At 43.8% G+C, this 15,069-nt stretch carries 12 protein-coding genes and 1 pseudogene; 8 read left to right on the forward strand and 5 right to left on the reverse strand.

Annotation, left to right across the window (positions count from 1 at the left end):
• Positions 1-2,614: methylmalonyl-CoA mutase family protein (locus tag QZY09_RS08800; RefSeq protein ID WP_295671183.1), on the reverse strand; the 2,614-nt coding region annotated here is incomplete at its 3' end.
• A 174-nt stretch (positions 2,615-2,788) separates the two neighbouring features.
• Entirely contained in the window at positions 2,789-4,363 is a 1,575-nt protein-coding gene (locus QZY09_RS08805; RefSeq protein ID WP_295671186.1) for a tetratricopeptide repeat protein, read from the reverse strand.
• Between the two features lie 120 nt (positions 4,364-4,483).
• On the opposite strand from QZY09_RS08805, the gene QZY09_RS08810 reads away from it, so the two are divergent.
• The 7 genes from QZY09_RS08810 (at position 4,484) to QZY09_RS08840 (ending at position 12,565) form a co-directional block, all read left to right on the forward strand.
• A complete protein-coding gene (locus QZY09_RS08810) occupies positions 4,484-5,473 on the forward strand; it encodes a hypothetical protein (protein WP_295671188.1) in 990 nt (329 codons plus the stop codon).
• A 78-nt stretch (positions 5,474-5,551) separates the two neighbouring features.
• Positions 5,552-6,520 (forward strand): TIGR01212 family radical SAM protein, encoded by a 969-nt coding sequence (locus QZY09_RS08815; protein ID WP_295671190.1) that lies wholly within the window; start codon positions 5,552-5,554, stop codon positions 6,518-6,520.
• A gap of 162 nt (positions 6,521-6,682) precedes the next feature.
• Positions 6,683-7,903, forward strand: a complete 1,221-nt coding sequence (locus QZY09_RS08820) for an acyltransferase (protein WP_295671193.1) — start codon at positions 6,683-6,685, stop codon at positions 7,901-7,903.
• A 32-nt stretch (positions 7,904-7,935) separates the two neighbouring features.
• A complete protein-coding gene (locus QZY09_RS08825) occupies positions 7,936-8,775 on the forward strand; it encodes a hypothetical protein (protein WP_295671195.1) in 840 nt (279 codons plus the stop codon).
• A gap of 9 nt (positions 8,776-8,784) precedes the next feature.
• Positions 8,785-10,143: an acetylxylan esterase gene (locus tag QZY09_RS08830; protein ID WP_295671200.1), complete on the forward strand. Its 1,359-nt coding sequence runs from the start codon at positions 8,785-8,787 to the stop codon at positions 10,141-10,143.
• Between the two features lie 231 nt (positions 10,144-10,374).
• A complete protein-coding gene (locus QZY09_RS08835; protein WP_295671202.1) occupies positions 10,375-11,688 on the forward strand; it encodes an acetylxylan esterase in 1,314 nt (437 codons plus the stop codon).
• 16 nt (positions 11,689-11,704) lie between these two features.
• Positions 11,705-12,565 (forward strand): hypothetical protein, encoded by an 861-nt coding sequence (locus QZY09_RS08840; protein ID WP_295671205.1) that lies wholly within the window; start codon positions 11,705-11,707, stop codon positions 12,563-12,565.
• Positions 12,566-12,635: 70 nt separating this feature from the next.
• Here QZY09_RS08840 and QZY09_RS08845 read toward each other — a convergent pair whose 3' ends face one another.
• The 3 genes from QZY09_RS08845 to QZY09_RS08855 form a co-directional block, all read right to left on the reverse strand.
• Positions 12,636-13,103, reverse strand: a complete 468-nt coding sequence (locus tag QZY09_RS08845; protein ID WP_295671208.1) for an SRPBCC family protein — start codon at positions 13,101-13,103, stop codon at positions 12,636-12,638.
• Between the two features lie 47 nt (positions 13,104-13,150).
• Positions 13,151-13,618 carry a GNAT family N-acetyltransferase gene (locus QZY09_RS08850; protein WP_295671211.1) on the reverse strand — a complete coding sequence of 156 codons (468 nt, stop codon included), beginning with the start codon at positions 13,616-13,618 and terminating at the stop codon, positions 13,151-13,153.
• A 151-nt stretch (positions 13,619-13,769) separates the two neighbouring features.
• The gene (locus tag QZY09_RS08855; RefSeq protein WP_295671215.1) at positions 13,770-14,243 is read right to left on the reverse strand and encodes a ribonuclease H-like YkuK family protein; all 474 of its coding nucleotides are present in this window, start codon (positions 14,241-14,243) and stop codon (positions 13,770-13,772) included.
• 247 nt (positions 14,244-14,490) lie between these two features.
• On the opposite strand from QZY09_RS08855, the pseudogene QZY09_RS08860 reads away from it, so the two are divergent.
• Positions 14,491-15,069, forward strand: a pseudogene (locus QZY09_RS08860) (M13 family peptidase); the annotation flags it as partial.

A 15,069-nucleotide genomic window follows, 5' to 3' on the forward strand; every position in this document is an offset into this window, starting at 1 on the left:
CCGGATCAATACCGTTGGAGAAAAAGAACGATAGGTTTGGCGCGAAATCATCAATATGCATCCCCCGGCTCAAATAGTACTCTACATAAGTAAAGCCATTTGACAGCGTAAATGCCAGTTGAGTAATGGGGTTGGCCCCGGCCTCGGCAATATGGTAACCGGAGATGGAAACCGAATAAAAATTACGCACCTTCTGGTCGATGAAGTATTGCTGGATATCGCCCATCATCCGCAACGCGAATTCGGTCGAGAAGATACAGGTATTCTGCGCCTGGTCCTCTTTTAAAATATCCGCCTGCACCGTACCGCGAACAGTGGCTATGGCTTTGGCTTTAATTTTTTCGTATATATCAGCAGGTAAAATCTGGTCGCCGGTGAGGCCTAAAATTGATAATCCTAATCCCTCGTTACCAGCGGGCAGGTCGCCATCGTAATGCGGACGGGATAAGTTTTTATCATCATACAACTCCTTAAACTTTGCCTCCACCAGATACTCCAACTGGTGCTCTTTGATATATTTTTCGCATTGCTGGTCGATGGCTGCATTCATAAAAAAGCCAAGGAGCATAGGCGCAGGGCCATTTATCGTCATGGATACAGACGTCGAGGCACTGCAAAGGTCAAACCCGGAATATAGCTTTTTGGCATCATCCAAAGTAGCGATGCTCACGCCTGAGTTGCCTATTTTGCCGTAAATATCAGGGCGGGTATGCGGGTCCTCGCCATATAAGGTAACCGAATCAAAGGCAGTAGATAACCTGTGCGCAGGTTGCCCAAGCGATACATAATGAAAACGTTTATTAGTACGTTCGGGGCCGCCTTCTCCGGCAAACATGCGGGTTGGGTCCTCCCCCTCGCGTTTTAACGGGAATACGCCTGCAGTGTACGGGAATTCTCCGGGCAAATTTTCGGTGAGGAGCCAGCGCAAAATATCGCCCCATGCCTCATATTTCGGCAAAGCGATTTTGGGGATCTGCAATTGCGACAGCGAGGTATAATACAGCGGCTGTTTGATCTCTTTATCCCTAACCTTATAAATAAAATTCTCGGCGGTATATTGTTTAATGGTTTCGGGCCATTGTTTTAACAGGCGTTTGCATTCCGGGTGAAGGTGGTCTTCGAGATGTTTTTGGATGTCCCGTAGGGGCGCAAAATCTTGCGCCCCTGTTTGTTTCTCGGTGGCGGGCGCAAAATTTTGTGCGCCCACCAGTTCTATTGTTCCATGCACCTGGTACAATTGCTGTGCAATTTTGCATTGCTCATTCACCCAGCGTTTATATTCCACGCTGCTTTCCACAATTTCAGCTAAATAGCGGTTCCTGTCAGGCGGGATGATGTAGATCTTTTCCGATTCGCCGGTGTGTAAATGGGCGATGTGTTTTGCATCGATAAAATCGGCCCCGGTTTTTACTTTAATAGCTTTCATTAATGCCTCAAACAGGGTATTCATCCCGGGGTCATTGAACTGCGAAGCCATGGTGCCATAAACCGGGATGTCCTCGTCTTTCGCATCAAACAAATGATGGTTGCGTTTATATTGTTTGCGCACGTCGCGGATGGCATCCAGCGCGCCGCGTTTGTCGAATTTATTAAGGGCTACCATGTCGGCAAAATCAAGCATGTCGATCTTTTCCAGCTGGGTCGCCGCGCCAAATTCGGGGGTCATTACGTAAAGCGACAGGTCGCAGTAATCCGTGATCATCGTATCTGATTGTCCGATGCCCGATGTTTCCACAATGATAAAATCATAACCGGCTGCCTTGCAGATATCGATACTCTCCTGCACATGTTTGGAGAGTGCAAGGTTTGCCTGCCGGGTAGCCAGCGAACGCATGTACACCCTGGGGCTATTGATGGCGTTCATCCTGATCCTGTCGCCAAGCAACGCTCCTCCTGTTTTACGTTTGGAGGGATCGACAGAGATAATGGCCAGTGTTTTATCGGTCTCCATCAAAAACCTGCGGACGATCTCATCCACAAGTGATGATTTGCCTGATCCGCCGGTGCCGGTAATACCCAATACAGGCGTGTGATTGGTGCTGATGAGTTTATGTACTTCTGATAAAAAATTATCCGCTTCTTTAGGATAATTTTCTACGATGCTGATCGCGGTAGCGATGGATTTGATATCTTTTTCTGGCAGGTGTTTTAACTCGCCGTTGAGTTTTATTTTATGCTGAAAATCGCATTGCTGCAGCATATCATTGATCATGCCCTGCAAACCCATTTTGCGGCCATCATCCGGCGAATAGATCCTGGTGATGCCATAGGCCTGCAGTTCTTTTATCTCGTGCGGCAAAAACACGCCACCGCCGCCGCCGAATATTTTGATATGGCCCGCGCCGCGTTCCTTAAGCAAATCATGCATGTATTTAAAATACTCCAGGTGCCCGCCTTGGTAGCTGGTGAGCGCTATGCCCTGTACATCTTCCTGGATGGCGCAGTTAACTACTTCCTCCACAGAGCGGTTATGCCCCAAATGAATCACTTCAGCGCCGGAGGATTGCAGGATCCTGCGCATGATGTTGATGGTAGCATCATGCCCGTCAAACAGCGATGCGGCGGTTACAAAACGGATCTTATAGGTTGAATGATACGGGGCGATGCTTTCCATGCAGGCAATAATTAGTTGACTGCAAAATTAATTAAATAAACCTTGCATAAACTATTATTTGTTCATGGGCGCTAGCTGTTGTTTCAGGGAAGGCGATGAACGATGCCTCCCTACTGCTCCTTACAGGTATAAATTAATTCTTCTATTTTGTTTCTTGCTCCTGGCTCCCGATTCTTATTTCTTCCAAACCTTCCAACTACTAGCGGGGTCAGCAGTTGATGCCCTATGTTTCTGTGGCGGAATTTTCAAATACAAAGCGGCCATCCTGTCGCCAAGCGCGGCGGCCTTCGTCCAGTCTGCTTTGGCCGCTACTTTATTATTAAGCGTATAATAAAGCTTTCCCCGCTCAAGGTAGGCGCCGCTGTTTGACGGGTTTAACTCAATCGCTTTTGAAAAATCCGCTATCGCGCCTGTGGTGTTTTTAACAAACACATTTACATAACCCCGCATGTAATAGGCATAAGGCACGTTGATATTGCCATCTATAGCCTTATTCAAGTCAGGCAATGCGGCAGCAGGATTGTTCAATTCCAAATATAAAGCCGCACGGTAATAATAGGCTTCACTGTACCCCGGATCAAGCGCAATTGCTCTGCCAAAGTCAGCTACAGCTTCAGGATTTTGGTGCAAGGCCGCCCTGGTTAACGCCCTGCTGTAAAAAGCCGATGCCACCTGCGGGTCTATACGGATGGCGTGGTTAAGGTCCTCAAGCGCCCCGGCATAATCAATTGACGCTAATTTAATGCTGCCCCTGTCGTGGTAGGCTTCGGCAAAATCAACGTTTAAACTTATGGCTTTATTCAAATCGGCTGTCGCCCCGCTGTTGTCATCCATTTTCATTTTCACTTCAGCGCGGTCAAAGTAAGCCTCTGCATTATCCGGGTTGAGAATAATTGCCTCTGATAAGTCGGCACCGGCGGCGCCGAAATTACCCAGTTTCAAATTTACGAAACCCCTTTTTTGAAAGGCCTCCGCATTTTTGGGGCTCAGATTTATTGCTTCGTTAAAATCAGCGAGGGCTTCATTATAATTATTGAGTTCAGCCCGTGCAAGGCCGCGATAAAGGTACGAAGCGCCCATTTTAGGATTTAAAGCGATTGCTTTGCCAAAATCATCCATTGCACCGTAGGGGTCTTTAAGCCTGCTTTTTGAAATGCCGCGATCAATATAAGCTTCGGGCTGTTTATCGTCAAGCTGGATTGCTTTATTCAGGTCCTCAAGCCCTCCTTTAAAATCAGCCAGGCCATTTTTTGAATTACCCCGGTTAACATAGGCTGTAGCATCATTGGGGTTAATTTCAATTAATTTGTTAAAATCGGCCATGGCACCATTATAATCACCCACCCTGTTCTTTGCATTGCCCCTATTGGTATATGCTATGGTGCTTTTAGGGTTTAAGGCGATGGCATGGTCACAATCTTCTATCGCGCCTTTATTGTCGTTTGTGCTCATCCTGGCATATGCGCGGTTAGCGTAGGGAAGGTCGATATTGGGGTTGACAGCGATTATTTTAGAAAACTCATCGATGGCACCCTTAAAATCTCCCTGTTGTATTTTGATAATGCCCCGGTAATTATAGGCTTCCAAATTATTCGGATTCAATGCTATTTCTTTGTTAAAATAAGTCATTGCACCATCAAAGTCATTGTTGCTGTACAACTCGACGCCTTTGTCAAAAAAAGGATCTTTATTTTGTGCAATGGAAAAGAGTGGCAGGAAGAATAATAAACAAAGTATAGCTTTTTTCATACGCGATAAGGAACCGATTGTTAATGATGTCAAATATAAAATAATCCTAAATTTTTCACCCTTATTTATTTGAGCAATGCTGCTATTTAAGATTATGTTTTATATTAGTGCCATAAATATATGAAACCTTTTTACCTTACTCAATTTAAAATCGCAGCAGCTCTTGGGCTATTTTTAGCTTTCCAGTCCTGCGTACTAGTTCCCGGTTCCTGGAAAAACGACAAGATCAGTTCCGGCAAACGTGATGATTTCCACACGCTTAATAATGGCGCGCTCAAATACCTTAAAGCCAATGATCCCAAAGGCCTGGTACCCTTTTTATCAAAAGATATGATCGCGGCTAATAATGAGCGAACAGTGGAGCAGATCAGCATTGAATTGAAGGCCCACGATTATACGCTGATGGACGAATTTTATGTAGTAAATAAAAGCATGGGCGATGATACTATCCTTGCAAAAGGCCCTGAAATAACCCGTTACGGGTTGAAATATCCTTATAAAACGACTGAAATGTATTTTGCGTTTTTTACGCCAAAAACATCCGACAATAAATACATGGTGAGCCTTATTTTCGGAAAATTTGATTACGGCTGGAAAATCATCAAAATGGATGTGCAACGTTATACCATGAACGGAAAAACCGCGCCCGAACTGTTTGCTCTGGCAAAAGACCAATATGAAAAAAAAGAGTACCAGGCTTCGCTCAACAACATATCGCTGGCGATAGATTGTTTTAAACCGAACGAATACTTTCAATACCCCGATGAGGTGGACGCTGCCCCGTTTTATAACAAAGTGCGGGATAAAGTAAATGAAACCTACCACTACCCGCTCATCCTGCGCCAGGTATCCACCGGCCCGATGATCCTTCGTGTTTATAACGATGAAAGTGATGAAGGATCGTACCCGATGATCTATTATATGACGCATTTTCCGCTGAAGGATACAAGTGCCGTTAAAAAAGAAAACATCGAAATCAGAAAAGCCGTCGGCAAAATGTTTCCCGCTTTGGATGAGAACAATAATTATATATTGTACTCCGCCTTTAACGAACGGCCTACCGGCTATTCAACCGTTGGGCACTTTGATATGAAGATAAAGGCGCATTAATGCAATGCGTAAGTTGATTATGCGCTGCTAAGGCTGTGAAAAAACCGGTGTTGTCAATTATTACTATCTTTGCGGTACATGCAGGTTGAAGACGCAAAAACACTACAGAGCTATAAGGGGTACAATAACTACGGTGCCTGGCTAAAAGAAAAATATAAAGGCCAGCGGGTTTTTAAGGTTATTGTGGATGGCGGTTTTACCTGCCCCAACCGCGATGGCTCAAAAGGTTATGGCGGTTGCACTTATTGTAATGTTGATTCGTTTACCCCATCGGTGTCCCGCAACAACCCTTCTGTACGCGAACAGGTGATCCAGGGGGTGGAGCGTGCCCGTAAAGGCAATAAAGCCGATAAATTCATCATCTATTTTCAACCCAATACCAATACTTACGCCCCCACGCATTATTTAAAAATGCTGTATGACGAAGCCCTGAGTTATCATACGGAAGATATTGTGGGACTGTCTGTCGGCACCCGCCCTGATTGTATCGACGCTGAAAAAGTGGCCCTGCTGGAAAGCTATACTGACCGTTTTGATGTCGATATCGAAATGGGCATGGAAAGTATTTACAATGATACACTGGGGCAAATCAACCGCGGCTGCACGCATGAGGACCTGGTTAAAGCTTTAAAACTCCTGGAGAACACCAAACTTTTAACCTGTGTTCATACTGTTTTCGGCTTTCCATGGGAAACTAAGGAGATGATGCTGCGCTACGCGGACGAGATCAACCGTTTCCCGCAGATCCAATTTGTCAAATTCCATCACCTGCATATTGTTGAAGGCTCGGTAATGGGCGTAAAATATAAACGCGAACCATTTAAGTTATTCAGCCTGGAAGAATATGCTGACTTTATTTGTGAATTATTGCCGCTGGTGCGCCCGGATGTGGTTATCCAGCGCCTATTTGGTTTAAGTGATCTGGACTTGCTGATCGCCCCTAACTGGAAACTGAAAAAATCGGAAATTCAATATTATATTGACCAGCAAATATTAACCAGGGGCGTGGTGCAGGGATCGAAATATGGTCTGAACTCGAATTTATAGAATTTAAGAATTTATGGAATTAGAATAAAGGCAAAGGTGATTTTAAAAAATTCGGGCAATTCGTTAATTCTATAAATTCGAGTTCAGACAACCTAACCTGTATTTTTACGTAAACATCCGCGGAAAAATCTATCTTAGGAATTAATTATAATTAAAGCTGTTTTGTCTCAAAGGTTACAACAAAATTATATCCCGGCACTCACAGGGGTTCGCGCCATGGCGGCGTACCTGGTATTTATATCCCACTTCGCGTATAAATTTGATGAAAATTTTCCCCATATCATCCAGCGCTTTTTGGGCGAGTTCCATATCGGGGTAAGTATTTTTTTTGTTTTATCAGGATTTTTGATCACGTTCCGTTATTATAAAAATTTCCATCTCACCAGGGACTGGTTTAAGCAATACTTAAAAAACAGGGTAGCCCGTATTTACCCCATGTATGCGCTGCTTACCATTGCAGCGTTTGGTTATTATTTTATTACCAGGGACCAAAGCATTACCAAGGGCAGCGGCAACCCTGTTGCCCTGTTCTTTTTAAATATTACTTTTTTGCGCGGCTTTTTCTACCAGTTCTGGAATACAGGGATAGCACAGGGCTGGTCGTTAACGGTGGAAGAATGCTTTTACTTTTCGGCGCCTATTATTTTCCTTATCGCCAAAAAATACCATAAATTTCATATCCAGCCGGTAGTTATCACGCTGTTTGCCATCACCATGGTACTCATCTTTCGCCATATTAACTTCCACGGCTTTTTTGGCAACTTCACTTTTGTAATGCTTTACACCTTTTTTGGGCGCTGTTTCGAGTTTTTTGTTGGCGTGCAACTGGCCCGCTACGTGCTCAAAAACGGTTTTACGCGCACCCGCAAAATTAACTTTACCTACACCGGCTTTGTGCTAATATTTGTTTGCGTATTGGTTATGGCGTTTCAACCTGTAATTAAGCCCTGGCCGGCCGGGTTAGAGACGCCAATAGGCATTATCACCAATAACTATTTCCTGTGTATAGCTGTTGCGCTATTCTTTTACGGCATCCTTACTGAGGCCACCTTATTTAAAAAATTCCTGCAGCTGCCATTTATTGAGCTGCTCGGAAAAAGCTCCTACATCTTTTATCTCGTTCATTTAGGGTGGATTTACACACTCATCAGTGGCGGTTTTAACCACTTAAACGATTACACATTTACCTTGTATGACAAATGGGGCGTCGACTGGCATTCGCCCTTTGAATACGATTGGCTAAACCTTATTTACGTTTTCATCGTATTAAACGCCGTTTCGGTAACACTATTTAAGCTTATCGAAGAACCTTTAAATCATTACATCCGCAAATCCGACTTTTTGGTGAAGTACAAACCAAGGCCAAAAGGGATAGCAGATTAAGTGATTGCAGGTTAACACCTATTTGAGAATTAATGAAAACAAGGCGTATATTTCCTTTTGCTTTTTGCCTGCTGATGCTTTTTATATTCCCATATAAAACATTTGCCGGCTTCCCCATAGGTAAATACCGTAACCTGGTGGTGCCTTCATTCAGCTACTATTCGCAAACTGATCATTTTGATGTTCATGGTAACTATGTAAAAGGCGCGCCTGGCGCACGTTTCAGCTCTTTTTCGGCTAATCTTTATGTGGGCTACGGCATCAGCCGCCGCCTCGACGTAATCATTAGCGTACCCTATTTGTACCAGGTAAATAACCTGGGCCAGGGCAATTCCATAATCAGCCAGGGCGCCGGCGATATGGTAGCCGGCCTGAGCTACAACCTTATTAATTTTAAATATGTAAGGTTTCTGTCAGTGCAGGTATCTGGTATTATCCCGCTTTATACGGTGCCGGCAAACGGTAATTCAGCATTGGGACTGGGAAATAGCGGTACCGAAATAAAATTGATGTATTGCGGCAACCTGCCAGGCTTTATAGCTGATAAGGGTTACTTTAATACGGAAGTAGCTTACCGCAGGTACTTTGATGTGCAAGGGCCCGACCAGCTGAGCTTTTTGGCCACCGTAGGCATACCCATCAGCTGGCACAACCAGGTGAGCCTTGATGTTTCAGTTTTCAGGTCGTTCAGTTCAAATACTACTTTTAATATTAATTATAATGCCGAAAGAAATTATGCTTTTTGTGAAACCACAGCTCAATTTCGGCCACCAGTTTTCACGCCGGTTTTCGATGTTCCTCGGCGGTTATTATGTTCCTTACGGGATAAATACCGGTTTGGGTTATGGCGGTTCGGTAGTAACCATTTTTAAATTATAATTATGAAAAGATTTTGCTGTTTGTTTTTCCTGGTCGCCGCCATGCTCATCGCCGGCGTATCAAGGGCCAGCGCCTTCCAGCAGCAGCAACAGGAATTTCCGGAACCGCCGAAAACGCAGGAAACCGGCGATATCGTTTTAAGACCTACACCAAAAAGCGATAACGGCATTTTCAAAAAAAACGAAGAGATTGTTTACCGTTTAAAGATAACCAACAATACCAACAGCTATAAGCAAGGGAAAATCTCGTACCTGTTAACCAGTGACGAAGGCAAAAAAGTAAGGCTTGATTCTGTCCACCTGGCCATACGCGGCAATTCATCAAAAGAAATTTTGGTAAAGATGCTACCAAAGCCGGCAGGCTTTTACCGCATTAATTTTATGGTAAACACGCCCGATTATGATGACACGGTAAGAAAAGTATTTGGTGTAAACCCGCAGGAGATCCGTTCGCAATTACATAAACCTGCTGATTTTGAGGCTTTCTGGAAACAATCGCGCGTGCAGCTTGAAAAAGTTGCACCAAGGTACAGGGTTTTGGAACGCGAAGACCTGTCGACCGACCGCAAGAAAGTTTACTCGGTAGAGATGCATTCCTTTGACGACCTTGTGATCCGCGGATGGCTGGTGATCCCCCGCGACGGCAAAAAATTCCCGGTGCATTACCGCGTACCCGGTTACGTGGTTAGCCTTAACCCCAATATGGATAGTGATGATTTTATCGCTTTTGATATCAACGTAAGGGGGAATGGCAACAGCAAGGATGTGATCAATATCGGCACTGATAACTATTGCCTGGTAAACGTGGAGAACAGGGATAAATACATTTACCGCGGGGTTTATATGGATTGTATCCGCGGCCTTGACTTTCTATGTTCTCATGAAAATCTGGGCATCGATACTTCTAAGATCTTTGTTGAGGGCGGCAGCCAGGGCGGCGCGCTTGCCCTGATCACCGCCGCGCTGGATAAACGGGTTAAACTTTTAACGATGCAGGTACCGCTATATGCCGACATACATGATAACATGAATATTTCGGCATCGTATGATAAACAGGTTTTCCCTTTTAAAGTATTCAGGAGATACAATGATATTCACCCGGGCTTTACCTGGGATAAATTTTTTAGCACTTTTGATTATTATGATCCGCAAAATTTTGCACCAATGGTAAAATGCCCGGTTTTAATGGGCATCGGCCTGTTGGACCAGTTTTGCCCGCCACGCTGCAGCATGGCGCTTTTTAATCATATCAGCAGTAACAGTAAGGAGTATATTTGTGTACCAAACTCCACACATGAAGTAAACATGGAATATTTTATGTTTCAAAACGTTTGGCTGCGCGAAAAATTCAGGATCCCTTAAAATTCACATTGTTAAAAAGTTAATAAGTTATAACCCGTATATTCACTAAAAAAGCAAAACTTTAACCGGAAAGAACCGTGAAGTGTCCAAACTCGTTATTAATTATATAGTTTGAATAAATTCCGGCACGGAAATAGCCATAGCAAATAGTTAAAAACATCGCGGAATATCGTTAATTAAAAATTCCGGCGTTTTAAATTATTATATAAATGGCTTAACAGATACGTTAATATGATACAAGTTTCTAAAATAACTTCGGCTATAATCTGCTGTCTTTTCATGCTCGGCGGCATGCAGCAGGCTTGTGCACAGGAGAGTGAAAATTCCGGTGCGATGACAGATACGGTGATCACACACAGTAAAGATGGCATTTTTAGTTCAACAGCTTCCTATACTTTCCAGGTAAACAGCACTTTCAAAAACACCGAGGCCGGTAAGGTTTCATACATTGTAACAACAGAAGCAGGTAAAAAGGTAAAGTCTGATTCGGTAAAAGTTAAAATAGCCGGACATGGTTCAGGGAGTTATGATTTTGATGTGGCTGGATTAAAACCTGGCTTTTACAAAATTAATTTCATGGTTGATGTGGCCGATTATAATGATACGCTGCGTAAGGCATTCGGCATAAAGCCCGAACTGATCAGCTCGCAATATAGCAAGCCCGCGGACTTTGAATCTTTCTGGCACGATGCGAGGCTTGAACTGGACAAAGTAAAACCCGAGTATAAGGTTACAGAAATACCGGATACGGCAAAAAATGATAAGCGCCGTGTGTTTGAAGTTGAGATGAAATCCATCGACGGCATGGTCGTTCGCGGATTTTTAACTGAGCCGATCAACAACAACAAAAAGAAAAAATTTGCGGTTTTACTGGGCTTGCCGGGTTACCAGGTAACCCTGGGACCAATGGTTGGTAACGACCCGGATGTTGCGATCTTCACTTTAAATATCCGCGGTTCGGGCTATAGCCGCGATGTGATCAATGTGAGGCGTGAAGATTATATCGTGCTTAACTTAGAGGATAAGCGTAAATATATTTTGCGGGGCGCGATAATGGATTGTGTGCGTGCAGTCGATTTTATTTACAGCAGGCCGGAACTAAGACACGATAACATTATTGCCGCTGGCGGCAGCCTCGGCGGATTTCTGGCGATTGCAACTTCCGGAGTAGATAAACGTATAAACTTCTGTTCGGCTGCGAATCCTATTTTAAGCGACATACGCAATTTGGTTAACGAGGTTGACTGGCCGTTTATTGATATCAGGAAGTATGTAAATACCCGGCCTGGTTTAACAATGGACAAAGTGCTTGATAACCTTGATTATTATGATGCTAAAAATTTCGCGACTGACATTGAATGCCCCACTTTAGTTGGTATGGGCATGGTTGATAACATAGCACCGCCGAATACCGTATACACGCTTTATAATGGCATCCGGGCACCGAGGCACCTGATCGTTTTCAGGGACCTTGGACACGAGATTGGGAGAAAATATGTAGTGTACGAGGGCCGTTGGATGCGGGATACTTTTGCACTGTTTTAAAATTAAATTAAAATCAATGGGCCTGTTAAAAAGCTTTACAAAAACTTTATTATTCGTTTTCATTCTTACCCTTAGCTTTCAAAGTAAAACTTTTGCCGACGGAGGATTTCCTGTACGCCCGGGAAGGTTATTGATATCGCCTTCGGTGAGCTACTTTTTTGCCAGTTCGCAGTGGGACTCCACCGGCGTTAAAAAGCCATTCCCCAATGGCGGGAAATACACCTCTATCGGCGCCACTTTATATGGCGAATATGGTATTAGCAGGCGTTTTGCCGCTGTGGTAAGCCTGCCATTTGTTTATAATAATTTCACACAAAACAATGCATCCGGCTCAAGCAGTTCAGGCCTGGCTGACCTGGAAACCGGCATCAGGTATTACCTGGCCAATATTGATTTTATTTACTACTTCTCGCTGCAAGGTACAGCTATCACCCCCATGTACACCAAAAACGCTGCCCTTGGCTATGGCGAAGAAGGCGGTGAGTTAAAGCTGGCATTTTCCGGTTCGGGCCATTTGGGCGATCTGAGTACTTATTTTAATGCAGCGGATGGTGTACGCCAGTATTTTGGCACCAATGGCCCTATCCAAAACAGGTATAATGCTACCTACGGCATTTCGCTCGATGAAGAGTTTATGAACCAGGTTTCGTTAACCGTTAGCGGCATTAACTCCTGGAGCAACGATAAAAGTTTCAATTCCGCAGTTCCCGGAACAAACAAAGACTTTAATTTCCTGCAGGCCTCATTAAGTTACGGACACTCCTTTACCCACGAGATCTCGGTATTTTTAAGCGGCGGCCAATTCTTGACGGGCCGCAATACCGGTGTTGGTACTACCGTATCGCTTGCATTTATTTACAGGCTGGATTATCGGTAGTTTAGCTTAAAGCAGAAAGCTCAAAGCGTAAAGCATTATAGCTTTTTGCTTTGGTCTTTCACCTTTCCGCTCAAAACTTCCCAAACAACCGCTCTATTGCCCCTACCCTGTAATCAAAAATTTGCTTTACCTGTTTTTCAACCAAAATAGCATTGGCAAGCCTGCCGACGGCGCCGTAAGGGATGGCATAATCCAGGATGTCCGTCATTAAAACACCACCCTCTATCACTTTAAAATGATGCTGGTGGTGCCATAGTGCGTAGGGGCCGAAACGCTGTTCGTCAACAAAATATTCACCGTCCTTTACATGGGTAATTTCTGTCATCCAGTTCATTTTTAAACCTAAAAAAGGCGAAATGATATAACTGATGAGCATCCCCGCATACATTTTTGTTTCGGGGGTATAATCAGACGTTATCTTAAATTGCATCCCGTCGGGGGTAATTTTCGCCAGGTTGAGCGGTGAGGAAAAAAAATCCCAGGCTTCTTCAAGGCTTATAGGGATGGCTTGTTCTGTTTTTAGATGGTATGTTTTCACAAAGCAAAGTACGGGAAAATAGAGCTGGTAGTTTTAATAATAACACATTAACTATCCAGCCCCAACCGCATCCACACCAACAATTTTTTAAAACCTGCTTTTTCATAGGCTTTGATGGCCCCTGTATTATCGTCATAAACTTCCAGGCGCATTTCGGTTATATTTCGCTCCCTGCACCATTCTTTCAATGCCCCGATGATCATTTGGTTTACGCCCCTCCCTCTGAATTCCGGCTTTACATACATAAAACCCAGGTAGGCGTGCTGCGGGTGTTTAAGGTAGTCCTTAACGTCTTCAATCCGGGCATAACCGCTACCGGCAAGTTCGCCATTACATTCCGCCACCAATAACTCCACATCCCCCGCGCCGATCATCGCCTCCAGGTCGTAATAGTGAATCAAACCTTCTTTTAAAGTGCTGTCAAAAGGCCGTTCGGTAGTAACAATGCCCTGTTCAAATTCAAATAAAGTTTCCAGGTCGCCGTGAACTGCTTTTCTAATAATTATTTTATCCATGCTTTTGCATTAGCAGGGGGTAAATTAGGAAAAATTTTGAGAGGTAAGTATTCAACCGGCATAAATTTCCGGGAAATAAGGGGGAGAAAACCACTCCGGAAAGGACAAAGCCCTCCCGCATGATGATTTATGTCAAAAACATCACTCCAAATTACTGCACTATTTTGTTAGCGCAATAGGAACTGGCAAAAGCCTCCGGCTTGGCCTTAAACACAAAGCCCATGCTTAAAATGTAACCCATCGCTTCGTGTAAAGCCTGGTTCGATTTAAACATCGGGTTGGTGTTAATGTCGGCATGCACTTCAAGGTCAACATCATACAGGTCAAGCAGGTCGCAGAGTTTGTAGGCGATGTCGATGGATTTTTGCACTTCGGTGAGCATCCGTTCCTTAATACTCATTTTTTGCGAGGTCCGCTCCTGCTGGATGAACATGAACCCTCCTTTTTGCTCGCGCAAAAAAACAATCACGGTGGCAAAATCGGTTACGTTACCTTTCACCTGCGAATCTGTTCCGATACATACTTTAAGCTTGTTGCCGAGGTCGGCTTCCCGTTCTATGGCCTTTTCAACCTCTTCGATAATGGGCGCTTGAATGATCTCGCCGCTAAATTTTCTCCAGGTCATATAAAAAAATTTAAGGTTAATTTATGAGTGACCTTTTTTAGGTCTATAAAAATAAGCGATATACTTTTATATAAACGTCAATAACATGTGATTTATTTGTTAACATTTTATTGAATATTAACAGGTTAGGGGGTTGATGTGCAAATATGCAGATGTGCGGATGTGCAGATTGGGGAATTTAAAAATGGCTTGATTTGAAGATTTGAAAATGATAGGTTTAAATCTATCTTTAATAAAAAATTTAAAAATGAAATCAACCAGATGGGGGTTAATTGCTGCCGTTACGCTGATGGCAACAGCCTGCAAAAACAAATCAGATCAGCAACAAACCGTATTTTTTGATAAATCGGGAATGGATACCACGGTGAACCCTGCTGATAATTTTTTTATGTATGTAAACGGCAAGTGGATAAAAAGCACCAAAATACCGCCGTCAGAAACCGGTTGGGGTGGTATGTACACCATGACCGTTGACAATAAAAAGCAATTGCATGATATTTTGGAAGAAGTTTCCAAACAGAATAATGATAAGGGCAGCAAGGAACAAAAGGTTGGCGATCTGTATCTGAGCGGCATGGACACCGCCGCCATGGACAAATTGGGCTACGGACCCGCAAAACCTTTACTGGCAAAAATAAGCGGCGTTAAAAACTACAAGGACCTGGTAAATCTATCGGCTGATACGTTTAATGATGGCGATGGCTTTTTATTTGGGTTTTATGTTTCACCTGACGACCGTAACAGCAAAATGAACGTTGCCCATTTTGACCAAACCGGGTTAGGTATGCCCGACCTGGACTATTATTTTAACACCGACTCCTCCACC

Source organism: uncultured Mucilaginibacter sp., assembly GCF_903913935.1.
Classification (GTDB): Bacteria; Bacteroidota; Bacteroidia; order Sphingobacteriales; family Sphingobacteriaceae; genus Mucilaginibacter.

Coding starts and splice junctions, on each gene's coding strand:
- QZY09_RS08805 (WP_295671186.1), bottom strand. CDS start 4,363: ATGAAAAAAGCTATACTTTGTTTATTATTCTTCCTGCCACTCTTTTCC.
- QZY09_RS08810 (WP_295671188.1), top strand. CDS start 4,484: ATGAAACCTTTTTACCTTACTCAATTTAAAATCGCAGCAGCTCTTGGG.
- QZY09_RS08815 (WP_295671190.1), top strand. CDS start 5,552: ATGCAGGTTGAAGACGCAAAAACACTACAGAGCTATAAGGGGTACAAT.
- QZY09_RS08825 (WP_295671195.1), top strand. CDS start 7,936: ATGAAAACAAGGCGTATATTTCCTTTTGCTTTTTGCCTGCTGATGCTT.
- QZY09_RS08830 (WP_295671200.1), top strand. CDS start 8,785: ATGAAAAGATTTTGCTGTTTGTTTTTCCTGGTCGCCGCCATGCTCATC.
- QZY09_RS08835 (WP_295671202.1), top strand. CDS start 10,375: ATGATACAAGTTTCTAAAATAACTTCGGCTATAATCTGCTGTCTTTTC.
- QZY09_RS08840 (WP_295671205.1), top strand. CDS start 11,705: ATGGGCCTGTTAAAAAGCTTTACAAAAACTTTATTATTCGTTTTCATT.
- QZY09_RS08850 (WP_295671211.1), bottom strand. CDS start 13,618: ATGGATAAAATAATTATTAGAAAAGCAGTTCACGGCGACCTGGAAACT.
- QZY09_RS08855 (WP_295671215.1), bottom strand. CDS start 14,243: ATGACCTGGAGAAAATTTAGCGGCGAGATCATTCAAGCGCCCATTATC.